We start from the raw sequence: 17,223 nt of genomic DNA on the forward strand, positions 1-17,223 counted from the left end.
TGTCTAGGCTCTCACGCGTGAAGGTGATGACAGCGTTGTTCGGTCCGCGTGACGCGATCAGTCGGGCCGCGGCCCTGCGTGAGGCCGGGGCCAGTGGGGTGTTCACCTTTGAGGGGCCCCACGACGTATTTACCCCGTTGACGCTGGCCAGCACGGTCGGGGACCTCGACCTGATGACCAACGTGGCAATTGCGTTCCCGCGCAACCCGATTCACCTGGCACACCAGGCCATCGACCACCAGATCCTGTCCGGCGGCCGTTTTACCCTGGGACTCGGCACCCAGATCCGCACCCAGATCGAGAAACGGTTCGGTGCCGAGTTCGACCGGCCGGTGGCCCGGATGTCCGAGTTCGTCGCGGCGTTGCGGGCGATCTTCGCGGCCTGGGAGAGCGGCGAGCGCCTGCAGTTTCGCGGCGAGTACTACCAGCACACGCTGATGACACCCACGTTCACTCCTCGGGACAACCCATACGGTCCGCCGCCGATCTATGTCGGCGCGCTGGGCCCCCGGCTGACCCGGGCCACCGCGCAGTTCGCCGACGGACTACTGGTCATGCCGTTCGGGTCGAAGCGATTCCTGCAGGAGGCCACGCTGCCCGCGGTGCGGGAAGGGCTCGCCGCGGCCGAACGCGATGAGGCGGATCTGGCCATCGTCCCGGAGATCATCGTGTCGGCCGACTCCGAAGCGGACCCCGATCACGACGCTGCGCGGCGGCTGCTGGCCTTCTACGGCTCGACCCCGGCCTACCGGCCGGTGCTGGAGGTGCACGGCTGGGGGGACCTGCAGCCAGAGCTCAACGCGCTGTCCAAGCAGGGCCGCTGGCAGGACATGGGTTCGCTGATCGACGACGAGGTGCTGCACACCATCGCGGCCTGCGGCAGCCCTGCCGACATCGCCGCTCATATCCGGGACCGGGTGGCGGGCGTATCGGACCGGATCTGCCTGTATCAGCCGGGTCCGATCGCCGTGGATTCGCTTGCCCAGATCGTTGACGCGCTGCGCAGCTGAACGCTTAGGGTGGGTGGTACTGAGCGGGACCAAAGGAGGTTCGCCATGGGTGCTGCGGATCCGGAGTACACCGATGTACTCATCATCGGGGCCGGGATCTCGGGGCTGGGCGCGGCCTATCGTGTGCACGAGAAGAGCCCCGGCCTGACGTACACCGTGCTGGAACGTCGGGAGAGGATCGGTGGCACCTGGGACCTGTTCCGGTATCCGGGGATCCGCTCCGACAGCGACATCTTCACGCTGAGCTTTCCGTATCAACCCTGGACGCGGCCGGAGAACGTTGCCGACGGTGGCGATATCCGCGACTACCTGACCGAGACTGCCAGGACGTATGGCATCGACCGTCATATCCGGTTCAACACCCGTGTGTTGTCGGCGGATTGGGATTCGGGCACCGACACCTGGACCGTACAGACCGAGCAGGACGGCCAGGCTGGGACCTACCGGTGCCGGTACCTGTTCTGCGGCACCGGCTACTACAACTACGACGAGCCCTACACCCCGGAATTCCCCGGTATCGAGAGCTTCAGCGGCGACGTGGTGCATCCGCAGTTCTGGCCCGAGTCGCTGGATTACTCGGGCAAGCGCGTCGTGGTGATCGGTAGCGGGGCCACTGCGATCAGTCTGGTGCCCGCCCTGGCTGAGCAGGCCTCGCACGTGACGATGCTGCAACGCTCACCGACCTACATGATGTCGATGGCGCGGATCGACCCGATGGTGCAGGCCATCCGGAAGGTCCTGCCGCGCAGGGTTTCTCATCAGGTGGTGCGGTTCCGCAATGCGATGATCCACGTGCTGATGTACTTCGTGTTCCGAAAGGCGCCCAAGTTCGGGCGGTGGCTGATCCGCAATCGGACCGTCGCCGCACTACCCGAGGGTTACCCCGTCGACGTGCATTTCAAGCCGCGGTACAACCCGTGGGACCAGCGCTTGTGCCTGGTGCTCGATCGGGACCTGTTCCAGCACATCAGCCGGGGCCAAGTGGACGTCGTCACCGATCAGATCGCCCACGTCGACGCCACGGGCATCGTGCTGAAATCCGGTGCGCGGGTGGATGCCGACGTGATCGTCACCGCGACCGGCCTGCAACTGCAGGCGCTGGGCGGGATCAGACTCGCGGTCGATGGTCAGGAGGTCAAGCCGACCGAGCGGTTCGTCTACAAGGAGTTCCTGCTCGAGGACGTCCCGAACCTGGCGTGGTGCATCGGCTACACCAACGCGTCGTGGACGCTGCGGGCCGACATGACCGCGCGGGCGTTCGCAAACCTGTTGGCCTACATGGGTGCTCACGGCTATACCCATGCCTATCCGCACAAGGGTGCGGCGCCGATGCCGGAGAAGCGGACATGGGACCTGGAGGCCGGCTACATCCAGCGTTCCGAGCATGCGCTGCCGCGTTCGGGCACCAAGCGGCCGTGGCATGTGCGCCACAACTATGTGCTGGACGCCATCGACCACCGCTTCGACCGCATCGACGAGTCGATGGTCTTCGGGCGCGCCCCGGCCGCCGAGTCCGTGTCTGCCTCCTAGGCGCCGCGCCTCAGCACCGCGAGCGTGCACCTCAGCACCGCGAGCGTGCGCGTCTGCCCCTCGACACGCCGCATTTCACCGGCATTTTGCGCACGCTGGTCACGGCGTGCTGATGCGCAGACCCGTCGCGAGCAGTTGCGTCGCCGACAGCCCGAAGGTGGTCTTGAAGGTATCCGCAAGATGTGAGGGGCTGGCGAACCCGGAATCGGCCGCTGCCCTCGTGAGGCTCTGGCCGGCCGCCACGGCGGCACCCGCCGCGATCAGCCTGCTCCACATCCGGTAGCGCCGCAGGCTGGTCCCGGCCTCGCGGCGAAACAGATGCAGGAACCGCGATTCGGAGAGTCCGGCGGCGGCCGCCAGCTCACGTGCCGGTACCGCTGCCGCCGGATCCTCGCGAATCTGCTTGGCCACCAATTCGATCCGAGGGTCGATCCGATGAGGGACATCCGGGGCGGCCGCGTCCAACCAGCGCCGCGCGTTCTCGTCGCCGTCCGGCATCGCCGTCAGTCTGGTCTCGGCGCCATGGCCTACACCGATGCCGTCCCGGAACTCGGCGAACTGCTGCCGGCACGACGCGCTACGTTGCGAACTGGGATCGAGGTAGCTCGACACCATGGCACCCTGCATCGACAGGTGATGGGTGAGCCGCGGTGGAATCAACACGGTTCGCGCGACGATCGTGTGGTTTGGCACCGTCACCTGCACGGGCCCGTCGACGCCGACCACCAGGCACCACACCGATCCCGAATGCGGCTCGAGGCCGAGCCCCGGTCCGGCATAGAGCGCCTGCCCCGGCCACAGCCACACCGTCGGGCAGCAGGTTTGTGGAAGCGCTGGCACGGGTTCAGTCTGCATGCTGGCCTCCTAATCAATTGATCAGGAGGCTACCGTGGTCATCGCAGTGATCGTCGTGATCGGGGTGTTCTTCCTCGGCATGGGTGTCTACGCACTGGCGGCTCCGCAGGCGATTCTGCGTCCGTTCGACTACGACCTCAGGACGGCCGCGGCCCGCGCGGAAGTCCGTGGCGTGTATGGCGGTTTCGGTATCGCCATAGCCGCGGTGCTGACCTACGCGGCTCTGGCGCCAGGGGAGGTACGCGCCGGGATACTGATCGCCGTCGGTGCCGCGCTGGCCGGGATGGCAGTCGGCCGCGCCCTCTCGGCGGTCTTCGATGAACAGACATCGTTCTACCCCAACTGGTTCTACTGCCTGGTCGAGGCGATCGGTGCGGCCGCGTTGTTCTGGGTCGCCTGATTTTCCTCCGCGAGCAGACACAAACCTGCCCATTCTCAGTAGAAAACAGGCAGTTTTGTGTCTGCTCGCGGAAGGAGGCGAGCGGAAGGAGATGAGCGGAAGGAGGCGAGCTACGGCGCGACGGTGAGCCAGTCGGCGAAGCCGGAGGGGTCGTGGCGGCCCAGTGCGCCGTGCTCGAACAGACCCCAGCCTTCCACCGGAGCGCCATTGCCCTCGGTGCAGACGGCCCGGCCGACGTGGTCGATCACTCCGAACGCGGTCCGGCCGACCACCGCCGGATCGGTCATGTCGTAGGTTCGCCGCTCGGTGAACTTCTCGCCCTTCCACACGCCGTGGATCCAGTCGACGTCGCCGCCATAGCCGCCGCCGACGTGAATCGGCACGGGCAGTTTGGATTCCACGTCGAACCGGATGGGGGTGCCGTCGGGTGCGGTGGCCTCGATGGTGGCCCCGGTCGGGATCCGGGTGCCGGAACGGTAATGGATCTTCACCCGCGGCCAGCCGAGCTGTTCGACGCGGCCATCCTTGAAGACCCGGCTGCAGTCGTTGAGCGAGCGGAACCCGCTGGGATCCTCCTGGATGATGAAGACGATCGAGAAGTCGTCGAATGCCATCGGCACGTAGAGCCACCACATGCCCTCGAACGGCGGGTCGGCCGGACGTCCGGCGGGCTCGGCCTCACCGACCGGGCGGATGCCCCAGGACCGGTCGCGCGTGCCGATCCAGGTTTCGGGATCGACGTCGAAGCGTTGGCCATCGATTTCCAGATAGCCGCTCCAGGAACCTGTTTGGGCGAAGCGCTGGGCGTCGAGCGTTACCCGGTTCCCTTGGCGCATCAGGTGCCGCTGCTCCTGCACGACATCGCACAGGCCGTTCCAGGTGAGGTCCGCAGCGACACCCTCGGTCTCGTCGAGCACGATGCGGATCTTGCGCAGCGGTTCGGTGACCTCGACCCGGTAGCCCATCACGTGCTGGTTGATCCGGTCCTGATCGATCGCGTCGGACAGGTGCACAGCCGTCTGCTCGTCCCCACGCCGCACCAGGAAGTAGGCATCCTTCACCCCGAGGTTGGGGTAGTAGCCGAGACCGGTGATGACGAAGATGTCGCCGGTGCGGTCGTGGGCATTGAAGTACGAACGGTCGTAGAAGTTCCGGTCTGACGATCCCGGCCAGGCGATGGGCTGGGGAACTTGATGTACCGGGAATTCGTCCATCGGGCCGAGCATTTAAGACTCCTCAATGAGACGCCGCAGCAACGGCGCGTGGTAGAACATGGTCTCGACATCGTCGGGCTTCTCGGTCTCGCCGAAGTGCACTCGCCGGGCGCCGGTGCGCATGAACACACAGCACCAGATGACGCCTGAGTAGACGTAGAACCAGCGCAGGTCGCCGAGTTCGGCCCCGGTCAACTCGCGGTAGGTTGCGCGCACATCCTCCTCGCGCATCACGTCGGGCAAGCCGGGCAGCCCGGCCATTCCGGACAGCTCCTGAAACACCATGTGCGCAAAGATGATCCACGAGACGTCGAGCTCGCGGGGGCCGAGGGTGGCCATCTCCCAGTCGAGGACCGCGGCAGGGCGGAAGTCGTCGTACAGCACGTTGCCGATACGCGAATCACCCCACGTCAAAACGGTTTCCGAGGCCGCCACGTCATCGGGGAAGTTGTCTTCCAGCCATTGCAGTGCCCGCTCCACCAACGGTGAACGGCCGATATCGGGTACCGCGTACTCGTACCAATCCTTGAGCCAGCCGAACTGCCGGCGCAGTGGGGTATCGCCCGGCGAGCCGGCCTCGGACAGGTACGCGAACCGCTCTGCCGCGTCGGGGATCGCGTGAAGCTTCGCGAGCACCTCCACGGTGCTGTCCTGCAGTTCGCGCTGGCGTTCGACCGGAGCGTCGGCGAACCAGTTGCCGCCGAAGGTGTAAGGCATGACGTCCGGCGGTACCTGGCCGTCGACCCGGTCCATCAGGAAGAACGGAGTGCCCAGCACCTCGCCGGTGGTGTCGATCCACCGCACGTTGGGAACCGGCACGTCGGTGAGTTCGCCGACCTGCCGCATCACCTCGAACTGGTGATCCAGCCGGTAGGACGAGAACACCGGGACATCATCGGCGGTAGGGGCGACGCGGGCCACCCACTTTTGCTCTTTGGCCTCGCCGTTCTCTTCCCAGCGACCGGTCAGCATGATCGTTTCCGAGGACATGCCGTTGGAGTCGACCCCGCTTTCCACGGTGATCTCAGGTGTGACTCCGCCCGGCATCACGGTGGACAGCCATTTCGACAAAACCGATGGCAGGGTGGTGACGTCGCGACTGGAGCGTTGCAGGTGGTCGACGTTCTCTACAGGAGCGTCCACGGCCTCGTTTGCCATTCAACTGTTCCTTACGGCCACAATTACGATACTGTTAGTAGCGTTATGAAAGCAGAGCCATCACCGGTTGGCAAGACCGCCGGAGCGGGACGCCCCCGTGACCCGCGGATCGACGCTGCCATATTGCAGGCCACCGTGGACCTGCTTGTCGAAATCGGGTACGCGAACCTGACGATGGCCGCGGTCGCCGAGCGTGCGCAAACCACGAAAACCGCGCTGTACCGCCGGTGGTCGAGCAAAGCCGAGTTGGTACACGAGGCCGTGTTTCCCGCGGCCGCGACGGGTCTGACCGCGCCGGCCGGTGACATCGCCGCCGACATCCGGGCGATGGTCGGTGCGGCCCGCGATGTGTTCACCAGCCCGGTGATGCGTGCAGCGCTGCCCGGTTTGGTCGCCGACGTCGTCGCCGACACCGATCTGAACTCGCGGGTGATGCAGCGGTTCGCCGGGACGTTCGTCACCGTGCGAGCCCGGATCGTCGACGGGATCGTGCGGGGTGAGGTCCAACCAGATGTCGACCCGGACCGCCTGGTTGAGCTCATCGGCGGGTCGACCATGCTGAGGATGCTGCTGTGGCCCGAACGCGAACTCGACGACGAGTGGGTGGCGCAGACGGCGGCGATCCTGGTGCACGGGGCCACCGTCAAGCCGTGACGTCCGGCGCTGTTTGATTCAGGCTGAGGGCAAATCTTCCGAGCGGTTCCGGCCCCGCATAGCCTGTGGCCACGTGACTGTTACCGACCCACGTTCAGTGGCCACTGCCAAGCCGAGCGCGCGCTCCGTCGCGTTGGGCAGTGCAGTCGGCACCACGATTGAGTGGTACGACTTCTACCTGTACGCCACGGCCGCCGCCCTGGTCTTCAAACCCCTGTTCTTCCCGAACATTTCATCGACGGCAGGCACGCTGGCCGCGTTCGCGACCTACGCCGCGGGGTTCGGGGCTCGGCCGTTGGGGGCTCTGATATCGGGGCACTACGGAGATCGGCTGGGACGCAAGACGGTCTTGGTGGCCGCGCTGGTGGGGATGGGGCTGAGCACCTTCGCGATCGGCCTCCTGCCGACCTACGCCCAGGTGGGGCTGCTGGCGCCTGCGCTGCTGGTGAGCCTGAGATTGCTGCAAGGCCTGGCCGTGGGCGCCGAATGGGGCGGTGCGGCACTGCTTTCGGTGGAGCATGCGCCCCCGGGGCGCCGCGGCCTGTTCGGCAGTTTCACCCAATTGGGTTCTCCGGCAGGCATGTTGCTGTCGACGGCGGTCTTCTACCTCACGCGGACAGCCACCGGCCATGATGCCTTCCTCGCCTACGGGTGGCGAATCCCCTTCCTGCTCAGTGCCGTTCTGATCATCGTCGGCCTGGTGATCCGTCTGAGGCTCACCGATGCGGAGATGTTCACTCAGGTTCGCGATCGCGGCGAGGTCGCGCGGCTGCCGGTGCTGGAGGTACTGCGCACACAACCGCGCAATGTGGTGATCACCACCGGATTGAGGTTCTCGCAGATCGCGCTGTTTGTTCTGCTGACCACGTATTCGTTGACCTACCTGCAGGATTCGTCGGACGCGGGCAGCCAGGTCGGCCTGACGGCAGTCCTGATCGCTTCGGCCATCGGCCTGATCAGTACGCCGGCGTGGGCGATGGTGTCGGACCGCTACGGCAGGCGGCCTCCGTATCTGTTCGGTGCGGTGGCCGGTGTGCTGGCGCTGATCCTGTTCTTCGTCGCGGCGGGCACTGGGTCCCACATCGCGATCGTGTTGTCGATCGTGTTCGGTGTCAACATCGCTCACGATGCCATGTACGGGCCTCAGGCCGCGTGGTTCGGGGAACTGTTCGATACCCGCGTGCGCTACAGCGGTGCCTCGTTGGGCTACCAGATCGGTGCGGTGCTCTCGGGCGGGTTCGCTCCGTTGATCGCGGCGGCGCTGCTGGTCGCGGGTGGTGGCAGCCCCTGGCTGATCGTCGGATATTTCGCGGTGCTGGCGGCGATCACTTTCACCGCGGCCTACTTCGCGCGCGAAACGCATCAGGATGAGATCGGGGATGAGCGATGAGCAGGATCTACCTCAACGCATTCGACATGGCCTGCGTGGGACACCAATCCGCAGGTTTGTGGCGCCATCCCGAGGACCAGGGCTATCGCTACCGCGAACTGGGGTACTGGACGGAATTGGCCCGCACCCTGGAGGCCGGTGGCTTCGACGCGTTGTTCCTCGCCGACGTCCTCGGCGTCTACGACGTGTACGGCGGCTCGCGAGATGCGGCGGTGGCCGATGCCGCGCAGGTACCCGTCAACGATCCGACGCTGGCGGTGTCGGCCATGGCGGCGGTCACCGAGACCCTGGGATTCGGTGTCACGGTGTCGTTGACCTACGAGCAGCCCTATGCGTTGGCGCGCCGGTTCTCCACGCTGGATCATCTGACCGGCGGCCGGGTGGCGTGGAACATCGTCACCTCCTACCTCGACAGTGCCGCCCGTAATCTGGGGCTGGGGAACCAGATTCCGCACGACGAACGCTACGAGATCGCCGAGGAGTATCTCGAAGTCTGCTACAAACTGTGGGAGGCATCGTGGGAACCCGACGCCGTGGTCCGCGACCGGGAACGAGGCGTGTTCACCGATCCGGCGAAAGTCCACGACATCGAACACAAGGGCCACTACTTCAGCGTCCCAGGGCCGTTTCTGTGTGAACCGTCCCCGCAACGCACCCCGATGTTGTTTCAGGCCGGTGCTTCGCCGAGGGGAGTCCGGTTCGCCGCGGCTCACGCGGAGGCGGTGTTCGTGTCGGGCCCCACGCCGGGCGTCGTGGCCAAGCCGGTCAAGGCGCTGCGCGCCGCCGCCGCTGAACAAGGACGAGATCCCCAGTCGATCAAGGTTTTCACGATGCTCACTCCGATCGTGGCCGATACTCACGAGCTCGCCGTCGCCAAGCTGCACGAGTACCGGCAGTATGTGAGCGCCGACGGCGCGCTGGCCCTGTTCGGTGGCTGGACCGGTGTTGATCTGGCCGAACTCGGTGCAGATGAACCCCTGCGATACGTCCAGACCGAGGCCAATCGTTCTGCGCTGGCATCGTTCACCACGCCGGACCGGAACTGGACAGCGAGCGAGTTGGCCCACGAAGTCGGTCTCGGTGGCCGCGGTCCGGTGGTGGTGGGTTCGCCCACAGAGGTTGCCGACGAACTCGAGCGCTGGGTCGACGAGGCCGGTGTGGACGGGTTCAACCTGGCGTATGTCACCACACCGGGCACCTTTGTCGACTTCGCCCGCCATGTCGTGCCCGAGTTGCGCCGACGCGGCAGGGTGCCCAGCCACAGCGAACCGGCCACCCTGCGGGAGCGGCTCGGGGGCACTGGGCCGTTACTGGCTGCGGAGCATCCGGGCGCTGGCTATCGACCCCAGGGCTGGGGCTGAGGTTCGCACGGATCACCGTGGCCGGTTGACATGAACCGTCGTCGAGGTTCGACACTGGTGTGATGAACACGAAGGACGTCGAACCCTTCCCCTCGGACTGGCGGTCTGCGCTCGTTCTGGTGGCCCACCCCGATGACCCCGAGTACGGAGTCGGTGCGGCGGTCGCGAAGTGGACCGCTGCGGGCAGGACCGTGCATTACGCGCTCGCTTCGCGGGGCGAGGTGGGGATCGCCGGCATGGCACCCGAAGAGGCGGGGCCGCTGCGGGAAGGCGAGCAGCGACGATCGGCGGCCATCGTCGGGGTTGACGACGTGGATTTCTGGGACTTCCCGGACAGCAACATCCGCGACACCCCAGAGCTGCGCTCGAAGATCGCCGAGACCATCGTGGCATTGCGTCCCGACGTCGTCGTCACCCTCTACAGCGGGCCGGCTTGGGCGCCCGACGCACCCAACCAACGCGATCACATCGAGTTCGCCCACGCAGTTGCCGCGGCTTACGACAGCTTGGCCGATCCGCCGGCATGGCTCTTCGAGAACGGTCCGGGCCCGACGCATTGCGAGGTGGTCGACGGCTACACCGAGGCGGCGGTGAATTCCCTTGCCGCTCACGAGGTGTATCTCTCGGTGCTCGATCCGGACACGCCCGTCGTCGAGCAGGCTCGCACGCAGGTGGAAATGTCGACCCCGGCACTGCCGGGCTTCGGTGAGCGAACCGTCGGCTTCATCCTGAAGCGGCATCGCTGACCCTGCCGAGGTCGGCCTAGGATCGCAGCTGTGCGTGCTGTGATGTATTCCGAGGTCGGCGTGCTGCCCGCGGTGGCCGAGGTGCCCGATCCGGTATGTCCCGACGACGGGGTGGTGGTCGAGGTTGCGGCCACCGGTGTGTGCCGGTCTGACTGGCACGCCTGGCGAGGTCACGATCCGGTGGACTTGCCGATCATCCCCGGGCATGAGTTCGCCGGCACCATCGTGGCCGTCGGTGCGGGAGTGGCGGGCTGGCAGGTGGGCGACCGGGTGACCGCACCGTTCGTGCTGGGGTGCGGACACTGTGAATTCTGCCTGGCCGGTGATGCCCAGGTGTGTCCCGATCAGTTGCAACCCGGATTCACCCTGCCCGGTGCCTTCGCCCAGCAGGTGGCGCTCCCGCGGGCTGAGACGAACCTGGTACGACTGCCCGACTCGGTCTCATTCGTCGCGGCGGCCTCCCTCGGGTGCCGGTTCGCGACCTCGTTTCGCGCGGTGGTCACCCACGGCAAGGTGCAACCCGGTCAGTGGGTCGCGGTCTACGGGTGCGGCGGGGTCGGGCTGTCAGCGGTGATGGTCGCAAAAGCGTTCGGCGCCAAGGTTGTTGCTGTCGACGGCAGCGCCCCGGCGCTGACCACCGCTGCTGGACTGGGCGCCGATGAACTGATCGACGCGACTGAGATCTCGGACATCGCAACCGAAGTCGTGCACCGCACGGGTGGCGGTGCACACATCGGGGTCGACGCCATCGGGCATCCGGCCGTCGCGGCGGCCTCGGTCTCATCGCTGCGCCGCCGTGGCCGCCACGTCCAGGTCGGGCTCCTGCTGGGTGACGCGGCACAGACTGCCTTCCCGATGGACCGGGTGATCGCCCAGGAACTTTCGATCCTGGGATCGCACGGCATGCCGGCCGTCGACTATCCGGCAATGCTGGAGCTTCTCGAGTCCGGTGCGCTGCAACCCGAGCTGTTGGTCACCCAGCGGGTAGGGCTTGACGACGCCGGCGCGGCGATGGCCGCCATGGACGCCCCCACGGGCCCGGGAATGACGATCATCGAGCCCGCCCACAACGGCTAGCCGTCGATCTGACCTCGGTTCCGTTCAGCTACCGCCTGATACCGGTCACCCAGGCCGTCGAAATCACGCGCCTGCGCGCCGGCGATGTCCTGCTCTGCCGCCAGCGCCGGGCCGATGACCGGCTCGCTGCCCCGGGTGTAGATCTCCTTGAGTCCGGCCATGATCGGGCCCGGTACCTCGGCGATGTGCCCGGCCAGTTCCAACGCCCGGTCCAACAGGCGTTCGTGAGCGACCACCTCGGTGACCAGGCCCAGGCGTTCGGCGTGGGCGGCGTCGACGACTTCACCGGTCATCGACAGCCGGCGTGCCATCGCAGCGCCGACCACGTGGGGGAGCCGCGCCGTCATGCCACCGCCGGGCAGGATCCCGACCCGGGCGTGCGTGTCGGCGAACACCGCCCGCTCGGAGGCGATCAGGAAGTCGCAACCCAGGGCCATCTCCAGGCCACCGGTGAAGGTTGCTCCGTTGATCGCTCCGATGATCGGGGTATGCAACTGACCGGTCTTGGTGATGCAGTTTTGCGACCGGAACTTCTCGAAATACTCCATGCCGAGCGTCTGCGCCTCTTTGAGGTCGACGCCGGCGCAGAACGCCGGGTCGGTCCCGGTGAGCACGACCGCCCGCACCGTCTCGTCCGAATCGGCGTCGTCCAGGGCGCCGTAGAGCTCCTCGATCAGCTCACGTCCCAGGGCGTTCCGCGACTGTGGGCGATTGAGGGTGAGCACGCGAACTGCGCCATGGTCAGCGGTGAGGACGGTCGTCATGGATTCGAATGTAACGGACCTCACCGCAGGAACGTCTGGGCGTTGTTGGCGAGATCCAGCAACGGCTGGGGGAGTGCGCCGAGTGCGAAGGTGACCGCCGCGGTGACCGTGATGACGGCGGTGGTGAGGCCGCTGGGGATGACCACCTCGGGTGCGTCCTCGGGTGGATCGGTGAAGAACATCAGCACGATCACCCGCACGTAGAAGTAGGCCGCGACGGCGCTGGCGATGACGCCGACGATGACCAGCGGGATCGCCCCGCCCTCCCCGGCGGCTTTGAACACCGCGAACTTGCTGACGAATCCGCTGGTCAGCGGAATCCCGGCGAACGCCAGCAGGAACAGCGAAAACACCACGCCGACAATCGGATATCGCCGGCCCAGACCGGCCCACCGGGCCATCGACGTCTCCTCCTCGCCGGCGGCATTGCGCACCAGGCCGACGACCGCGAACGCGCCCAGGGTGCTGAATCCGTAGGCGAACAGGTAGAACAGCGTGGCGGACACCCCGGCAGGGTTGGCGGCGATCACGCCGGTGAGGATGAACCCCGAATGTGCCACCGCGGAGTAGGCCAGCATCCGTTTGACATCGGTCTGGGTGACAGCGGTGATGGTCCCGACCACCATGGTGAGGATCGCGATCGCCCACAGGATCGGCCGCCAGTCATCACGCAACTGCGGTAGCGCGACGTAGAAGATGCGCAACGTCGCGCCGAACGCGGCGATTTTCGTCCCCGCGGCCATGAACGCGGTGATCGCGGTGGGGGCACCCTGGTACACGTCGGGTATCCATGAATGAAACGGAACCGCACCCACTTTGAACAGAAGTCCGACGAGCAGCAGTGCGACACCGATCAGTGCGAGCGGAAGATTGGGTGCGCGGCTGACCACTGCACCGGCGATACCGTTCAGGTCCAGGGTGCCGGCGTAGCCGTACAGCATCGCCGCGCCGTACAGGAAGAAGGCCGACGAGAACGCACCCAGCAGAAAGTATTTCAGCGACGCTTCCTGGGAGAGCAACCGCCGCCGCCGGGCCAGCCCGCACACCAGATACAGCGGAAGTGACAGGACCTCCAGCGCGATGAACATGGTCAGCAGATCGTCGGCGGCTCCGAACAGCAGCATGCCGCCGATGGCGAACATGGTCAGCGGAAAGACCTCGGTCTGCATCACTCCGGCCTTGGTGGCCAGTTGCTCGGCCACGCTTCCCGGCACCGCGGACGCCTGCGGCGTGAAGCCGTCGAGACCACGCGGGCCGTCGGAAGTTTCGGCGGTGGACTGACGTTCGGCGATGAGCAGGATGCCCAGTATTCCGACCAGCGCGATGGTGCCCTGCAGGAACAACGCCGGGGCGTCGAGGACCACGGCCCCCAGTACCGCCGGCCTGCCGGGGGTTCCGTGTAGCTCTCGGGCCAGCACCACGACGGCCACCACCGCGGCGACAAGGCCGCCCAGCGCGAGCGCCACTTGCGTCCGATAACGCGCCGGCCGGGGCAGGAATGCCTCGACGAGTACACCGGCCACGCCCACCCCGAAGACGATCAGCATGGGGGAGAGCAGGCCGTATTCGATGCTCGGTGTCACCATGATCAGCGAACCCCCTCTGCCAGCTTCGGTAACACCTGCGGTGGCGGATCGCTCTGTCCGATGGAGTTCAACGTGTGCTGGACGGCCGGATTGATCACGTCCAGAGCGGGTTTGGGATAGATGCCCAACACCAGCAGCAGCGCGATCAACGGGGTCACCACGGCCAGTTCGCGAGGCACCAGATCCCGGATCCGGCGCTCGTCTCCGGAGAGCTCCTCGGGCACCGGCCCGGTCATCATCCGTTGGTACATCCACAGGATGTACACGGCGGACAACACGAGTGCGGTGGCGGCGAATACCGCGACCACCGGATAGCGCGTGAATGTGCCGATGAGGACCAGGAATTCACTGATGAAGGGTGCCAGGCCCGGCAACGACAACGTCGCGAGCCCGGCCACCAGGAATGTTCCGGCGAGCACCGGCGCCACCTTCTGCACGCCGCCGTAGGCGTCGATCAACCGGGAACCGCGCCGCGACACCAGGATTCCGGCGATCAGGAACAGTGCGGCCGTGGAGATCCCGTGGTTGATCATGTACAGCGTCGACCCGACCTGGCCCTGGTTGGTCATCACGAAGATGCCAAGGATGATGAAACCGAAGTGCGATATCGACGTGTAGGCGATCAGGCGCATCACATCGGTCTGGCCGATCGCCAGGACGGCGCCGTAGATGATGCCGATCACCGCGAGCGTGATGATCAGTGGGCGGAAATACGTTGAGGCATCGGGAAACAGCGGCAGACAATAGCGCAGCATGCCGAAGGTGCCGACCTTGTCCATGATCGCCATCATCAGCACCGCACTGGCCGGGGTGGCCTGAACCGCGGCATCCGGCAACCACCGGTGAAACGGCCACAACGGTGCCTTCACCGCGAACGCGAACATGAAACCCAGGAACAGGAAGTTCGCCACCGCAGGGTTGATCACGAACTCGCCGGAGGAGACGGCGGCCACGATCGCGCGGAAGTCAAAGGTGCCTGAACCGAATGCGTCGCTGCCCGCGGTCACCACATACAGACCGATTACCGCGGCCAGCATGACCAGCCCACCGAACAGGTTGTACAGCAGGAACTTCACCGCCGCTTTCGACGCGTGAGCGCGGTTCCCGCCGAATCCCCCGATCAGGAAGTACATCGGGATCAGCATGGCCTCGAAGAACACGTAGAACAGCAGGATGTCCAGTGCCACCAGGGACATGAACACCATGCCCTGCACGGCCAGCGTCAACGCCAGGTAGGCCTGCACGCCGCGGCCACCGAGACCGGTCTGGTGGGCGGCGTCATTCCAGCCCGCGACGATGAGCAGTGGCAGCAGCACAGCGGTGAGCACCACCAGAGCCAGGGCGATCCCGTCGACACCGAGGATGTAACCGGTGCCGAACGACGGTATCCAGCGGTGTGATTCGACGAACTGATACTGCTCGCCCGCCGGATCGAAACCGACAGCGAGGACGGCCGCCAGGCCCAGGGCTGCCAGGGAGAACGCCAGCGCCAGCCATTTCGCCAGCGTCCGCTGTGCGGCGGGCAGCAGCATCACCACTGCGGCCCCCACAGTCGGGGTGGCCCACAACGCCGTCAGCCACGGAAACGCGCTCACCACAGTCGCACCGCCAGGATCGTCGCCACCACCAGGGCTGCGCCGCCCAACATCGAAAGCGCATAGGAACGGGCGAATCCGGTCTGAAACTGGCGCAACCCATCCGATGTTCGACTGACCAGCGCGGCCAGCCCGCCGGCAGTGCCGTCGACCACCTTGTCGTCAACGACCACCAGGGCCGCGGTCAAGGTCTGGCCACCTCGCATGAACACCGCCTCGTTGAACGCGTCGCCGTACAGATCCCGTCGGGCCGCCACCGTGAGTGCAGACCCGTCGGGCACGTCGGCCGGGACCGACCGCTGCGCGTACATCCGGTAGGCCACCGCGATACCGACTGCCACGACCGCCAGTACCACGACGGTGACCACCCACGCGGGAATCGCGTGGTGCGCCTCGTGTGCGCCGACCACCGGCTCGAGCCAGTGCGACAGCGTGCCGCCGATTGCCAGCGCGCCGCCGGAGACCACCGAGCCGACCGCGAGCAGGATCATCGGCCAGGTCATCACGGCAGGGGCCTCGTGGGGGTGTGTCGTTTCATCCCAACGCTTTTCCCCGAAGAACGTCATCAGCATCACCCGGGTCATGTAGAACGCGGTGATCCCGGCCCCCAGGATGGCTGCCCCGCCGAGGATCATGCCGCGCACGCCCCCGGCGCCCAGCGCCGCCTCGATGATGCTGTCCTTGGAGAAGAAGCCGGCCAGCGGCGGCACACCGATGATCGCCAGGTAGCCCAGCCCGAAGGTGGCGAACGTGATCGGCAGGACCTTGCGCAGCCCGCCGTAGCGGCGCATGTTCACCTCGTCGTTCATGGCGTGCATCACCGAGCCGGCACCGAGGAACAATCCGGCCTTGAAGAATCCGTGGGTGAGCAGATGCATGATGGCGAAGGCGTAACCGGCCGGCCCGAGGCCGGCCGCCAGGATCATGTAGCCGATCTGCGACATGGTCGACGCGGCAAGGGCTTTCTTGATGTCGTCCTTGGCGCAGCCGATGATCGCGCCGAACAGCAATGTGACCGCGCCGACGATGACGACACCGGTCTGGGCGCCCGGGGCCAGATCGAAGATCGGCCCGGACCGCACGATCAGATAGACGCCGGCGGTGACCATGGTCGCGGCGTGGATCAGCGCAGACACCGGTGTCGGGCCCTCCATCGCATCCCCGAGCCAGGACTGCAGCGGCACCTGGGCCGATTTGCCGCACGCGCCCAACAGCAGCAGCAGACCGATCGCGGTCAGGGTGGCTTCGCTCAAAGCCGGTGCGGCGCCGAAGACCCCGGCGAACGAGATGGATCCGACGGTGGCGAACATGATCATCAGGGCGATCGCCAGACCCATGTCGCCGACCCGGTTGACGATGAAGGCTTTCTTGGCTGCGGCGGCGGCCGACGGTTTGTATGACCAGAATCCGATCAGCAGATACGAGGCCAGGCCAACGCCTTCCCACCCGGCGTACAGACCGAGGTAGTTGTCAGCGAGCACGAGCAGAAGCATGGCCGCCAAGAACAGATTGAGGTACGCGAAAAACCTTCTCCGGTCAGGGTCGTGCGCCATATAGCCGATCGAATAGATGTGGATCAGCGAGCCCACACCGGTGATCAGCAGCACGAAGCACACCGACAACTGATCCAGTTGCAGCCCGAAATCGACTTGCAGGCCGGCCACCGGCACCCAGGAGAACAGAGATTCCTGAACTACGCGGTGCTCGTCATGGCGGCCCAGCATCTGGGTGAACAGTGCCGCTCCGACGGCGAAGGCGCCCAACGCGGTCGCACAGCCCAGCAGATGCCCCCACCGGTCGGATCGTCGGCCGCTCAACAGCAGTACCGCTGCTCCGGCGCCGGGAAGGGCGATCAGCAGCCACACAGGTAGTGTCATGTCGCC

Annotated in this window: 15 protein-coding genes; 8 read left to right on the plus strand and 7 right to left on the minus strand. The window is 66.2% G+C overall.

What is annotated here, in order from left to right; translation table 11 throughout:
* The first annotated feature begins 26 nt into the window (after nt 1-26).
* Both ACZYZF_RS20880 and ACZYZF_RS20885 read left to right on the plus strand, forming a co-directional pair.
* Nucleotides 27-1,010, plus strand: coding sequence for a TIGR03617 family F420-dependent LLM class oxidoreductase (locus ACZYZF_RS20880; RefSeq protein ID WP_463836867.1), 984 nt, complete (start codon nt 27-29; stop codon nt 1,008-1,010).
* A gap of 45 nt (nt 1,011-1,055) precedes the next feature.
* Nucleotides 1,056-2,540 (plus strand): flavin-containing monooxygenase, encoded by a 1,485-nt coding sequence (locus tag ACZYZF_RS20885; protein WP_463836704.1) that lies wholly within the window; start codon nt 1,056-1,058, stop codon nt 2,538-2,540.
* A gap of 99 nt (nt 2,541-2,639) precedes the next feature.
* Here ACZYZF_RS20885 and ACZYZF_RS20890 read toward each other — a convergent pair whose 3' ends face one another.
* The gene (locus ACZYZF_RS20890) at nt 2,640-3,395 is read right to left on the minus strand and encodes an AraC family transcriptional regulator (protein WP_463836705.1); all 756 of its coding nucleotides are present in this window, start codon (nt 3,393-3,395) and stop codon (nt 2,640-2,642) included.
* 34 nt (nt 3,396-3,429) lie between these two features.
* On the opposite strand from ACZYZF_RS20890, the gene ACZYZF_RS20895 reads away from it, so the two are divergent.
* Nucleotides 3,430-3,795 (plus strand): DUF4345 domain-containing protein, encoded by a 366-nt coding sequence (locus ACZYZF_RS20895; protein WP_463744538.1) that lies wholly within the window; start codon nt 3,430-3,432, stop codon nt 3,793-3,795.
* 110 nt (nt 3,796-3,905) lie between these two features.
* On the opposite strand, the gene ACZYZF_RS20900 is transcribed toward ACZYZF_RS20895, so the two are convergent.
* Nucleotides 3,906-5,021: an Rv3169 family protein gene (locus tag ACZYZF_RS20900; RefSeq protein WP_463836706.1), complete on the minus strand. Its 1,116-nt coding sequence runs from the start codon at nt 5,019-5,021 to the stop codon at nt 3,906-3,908.
* On the minus strand, nt 5,022-6,167 hold the full coding sequence (locus ACZYZF_RS20905) for a phosphotransferase family protein (protein ID WP_463744536.1): 1,146 nt from the start codon (nt 6,165-6,167) through the stop codon (nt 5,022-5,024).
* Between the two features lie 45 nt (nt 6,168-6,212).
* Between ACZYZF_RS20905 and ACZYZF_RS20910 the strand changes: the two genes are divergently transcribed.
* The 5 genes from ACZYZF_RS20910 (at nt 6,213) to ACZYZF_RS20930 (ending at nt 11,395) form a co-directional block, all read left to right on the plus strand.
* Nucleotides 6,213-6,821: a TetR/AcrR family transcriptional regulator gene (locus tag ACZYZF_RS20910; RefSeq protein WP_463744535.1), complete on the plus strand. Its 609-nt coding sequence runs from the start codon at nt 6,213-6,215 to the stop codon at nt 6,819-6,821.
* Nucleotides 6,822-6,918: 97 nt separating this feature from the next.
* Complete coding sequence (locus tag ACZYZF_RS20915; RefSeq protein WP_463836868.1) at nt 6,919-8,211, plus strand: MFS transporter; 1,293 nt, start codon at nt 6,919-6,921, stop codon at nt 8,209-8,211.
* A complete protein-coding gene (locus tag ACZYZF_RS20920) occupies nt 8,208-9,572 on the plus strand; it encodes an LLM class flavin-dependent oxidoreductase (RefSeq protein ID WP_463836707.1) in 1,365 nt (454 codons plus the stop codon). Before ACZYZF_RS20915 ends, ACZYZF_RS20920 begins: the two co-directional genes overlap by 4 nt.
* A 62-nt stretch (nt 9,573-9,634) precedes the next feature.
* Complete coding sequence (locus ACZYZF_RS20925; RefSeq protein WP_463836708.1) at nt 9,635-10,318, plus strand: PIG-L deacetylase family protein; 684 nt, start codon at nt 9,635-9,637, stop codon at nt 10,316-10,318.
* Between the two features lie 30 nt (nt 10,319-10,348).
* The gene (locus ACZYZF_RS20930) at nt 10,349-11,395 is read left to right on the plus strand and encodes a zinc-dependent alcohol dehydrogenase family protein (RefSeq protein WP_463836709.1); all 1,047 of its coding nucleotides are present in this window, start codon (nt 10,349-10,351) and stop codon (nt 11,393-11,395) included.
* On the opposite strand, the gene ACZYZF_RS20935 is transcribed toward ACZYZF_RS20930, so the two are convergent.
* The 4 genes from ACZYZF_RS20935 to nuoL are packed head-to-tail and all read right to left on the minus strand — an operon-like array spanning nt 11,392 to nt 17,217.
* Nucleotides 11,392-12,159, minus strand: coding sequence for an enoyl-CoA hydratase (locus tag ACZYZF_RS20935; protein WP_463836710.1), 768 nt, complete (start codon nt 12,157-12,159; stop codon nt 11,392-11,394). The genes ACZYZF_RS20930 and ACZYZF_RS20935 overlap by 4 nt on opposite strands.
* A 20-nt stretch (nt 12,160-12,179) precedes the next feature.
* Complete coding sequence (gene nuoN / locus ACZYZF_RS20940) at nt 12,180-13,745, minus strand: NADH-quinone oxidoreductase subunit NuoN (RefSeq protein WP_463744530.1); 1,566 nt, start codon at nt 13,743-13,745, stop codon at nt 12,180-12,182.
* A gap of 2 nt (nt 13,746-13,747) precedes the next feature.
* Entirely contained in the window at nt 13,748-15,343 is a 1,596-nt protein-coding gene (locus ACZYZF_RS20945) for an NADH-quinone oxidoreductase subunit M (protein ID WP_463836711.1), read from the minus strand.
* Nucleotides 15,337-17,217 carry an NADH-quinone oxidoreductase subunit L gene (gene nuoL, locus ACZYZF_RS20950; protein WP_463836712.1) on the minus strand — a complete coding sequence of 627 codons (1,881 nt, stop codon included), beginning with the start codon at nt 17,215-17,217 and terminating at the stop codon, nt 15,337-15,339. The genes ACZYZF_RS20945 and nuoL overlap by 7 nt, the downstream gene beginning before the upstream one ends.
* Between the last annotated feature and the right edge of the window lie 6 nt (nt 17,218-17,223).

Source organism: Mycobacterium sp. IDUB_24 (assembly GCF_055419385.1).